The 2076-nt window shown below is 72.5% G+C and carries 2 protein-coding genes; both read left to right on the forward strand.

Annotated elements, in window-relative coordinates:
- The first annotated feature begins 348 nt into the window (after window positions 1–348).
- Window positions 349–987 (forward strand): GntR family transcriptional regulator, encoded by a 639-nt coding sequence (locus tag ACTUAL_RS24270; protein WP_440901870.1) that lies wholly within the window; start codon window positions 349–351, stop codon window positions 985–987.
- Window position 988: 1 nt separating this feature from the next.
- Entirely contained in the window at window positions 989–1984 is a 996-nt protein-coding gene (locus ACTUAL_RS24275; protein ID WP_440901871.1) for a 1-aminocyclopropane-1-carboxylate deaminase, read from the forward strand.
- Window positions 1985–2076 lie beyond the last annotated feature (92 nt).

Below are 2076 nucleotides of genomic sequence, written 5' to 3' on the forward strand. Positions count from 1 at the left end.
GTCCACCCCCACCGCGGTCCACCTCCACCGCGGCCCACCCCGGCCGCGCGCCCCGCCACGTGGCCCCACGTCTCGTCACGTGGTCGCACTCCCGCCGCCCACATCGCTGCGCTCCCCGCGCCGCCCGCGTGCCGCACTCTCTGCCGCACTTCCTGCCGCTCGCCCCCGCACTCTCTACCGCCCGCGTGCTGCACTTCCTGCCGCTCGCGTGCCGCGCTCCCTCGCGCCCGCGTGCTGCACGTCCTGCCGCTCGCGTGCCGCATTCCCTCGCGCCCACGGGCCGCGCTCCCCGCCACTCGCGTTCCCCGCTCCCTACCGCTCGCGCTCCTCAGTCCCTATAGTGCCGATATGCAATATATTGGCCGCGCCCTCTACCGGGACCAGGCGTTGTCGGCGATCCGTGAAGCGATCATGGTCGGCGATCTGGCCCCCGGCGCGCCGATCCGCGACGTCGAGCTGGCCGAACGGCTCGGGTTGTCGCGGACTCCGGTGCGGGAGGCGTTGGCGCGGTTGACCGACGAGGGCCTGGTCGAGTCGAAGCCGCACAGCTACACGCGGGTCACCGAGCTGAGCACGTCGGCGGTCCGGGACGCGCACGCCGTCGTCCAGGCCATGCACGCCCTCGCGGCCCGCCTGGCCGTCCCGCTCATGGACGCGGGTGATCTCGACGCGATGCGCGCGGCGAACGCGCGTTTCGCGTCGGCGCTGGTCGACCGGGACGTGGCCGCCGCGCTGGCGGCCGACGACGAGTTCCACGACGTCGCGGTGCGGCGCAGCGGCAACTTCGCCGTCGTCGCCACGATCGAGCGCTACACCCCGCTGGTGCGCCGCCTGGAGCGGCTGCGGTTCGGCACCCCGCCCGGTCGTCACTCCGTGGCGATGCACGACGAGATCATCGCCGCCTGCGCGGCCCCGGACGCCGACCTCGCCGCCGTGCTGGTCGAGCGCAACTGGGCGACGCTGGCGGACCTGCTTGAGGAGGACTGACGTGGCACTGGACGACTTCAGCCGCTTCCCGCTGACCTTCGGCCCGTCGCCGGTCCACCCGCTGGAGCGCCTGACCGCGCACCTGGGCGGCGCGCGGGTGTGGGCCAAGCGCGAGGACTGCAACTCCGGCCTCGCCTACGGCGGCAACAAGACCAGGAAGCTGGAGTACCTGGTCGCCGACGCCTTGGCGCAGGGCTGCGACACCCTCGTCTCGATCGGCGGCGTGCAGTCCAACCACACCCGCCAGGTGGCCGCAGCCGCCGCACGCGCCGGGCTGCAGTGCGTCCTGGTGCAGGAGAGCTGGGTCGACTGGCCGGACGCGGTGTACGACCGGGTCGGCAACATCTTGCTCAGCAGGCTCATGGGCGCCGACGTCCGCCTGGTCGAGGCGGGCTTCGGAATCGGCGTGAAGCCCGCGTGGGAGCAGGCCGTCGACGACGTGCGCGCACGCGGCGGCAAGCCCTACGCCATCCCCGCAGGCGCCTCGGACCACCCGCTGGGCGGCCTGGGCTTCGCAGGCTGGGCGGCCGAGGTGGACCGCCAGGAGAAGGAGTTGGGCGTCCACTTCGACACGATCGTCGTCTGCTCCGTCACCGGCAGCACCCAGGCGGGCATGGTCGCGGGCTGGGCGGGCACCGGAAGGCGGATCATCGGCATCGACGGCTCAGCCAAGCCCGAGGAGACCAAGGCCCAGGTCACCAGGATCGCGAAGAACACCGCGTCCCTGCTGGGCAAGGAGGTGGCGGACGACGAGGTCATCCTCGACGAGCGCTTCCACGAGGGCATCTACGGCGTGCCGGGCGAGTCCACCACCGAGGCCATGAAGCTGGGCGCACGCCTGGAAGGCATGATCACCGACCCGGTGTACGAGGGCAAGTCCCTGGCGGGCCTGATCGAACTGGTCACCACCGCTGAAATCCCCAAGGACTCCACCGTCCTCTACGCCCACCTGGGCGGCCAGCCCGCCCTGAACGCCTACAGCACCCTCTTCCGCTAACCCCACCTCCTTCCCACCCCAACCACCCACACCCGAAAACCACCACCCCCGGCCGCCGCCACCACCCCGGCCCCGGCCCCAACGGCCACCCC

The sequence above is a fragment of the Actinosynnema sp. genome (assembly GCF_052038725.1).

What these genes read in the sequence shown, in the direction of transcription:
- ACTUAL_RS24270 (WP_440901870.1), top strand. Translation starts at nt 349, where the DNA reads ATGCAATATATTGGCCGCGCCCTCTACCGGGACCAGGCGTTGTCGGCG.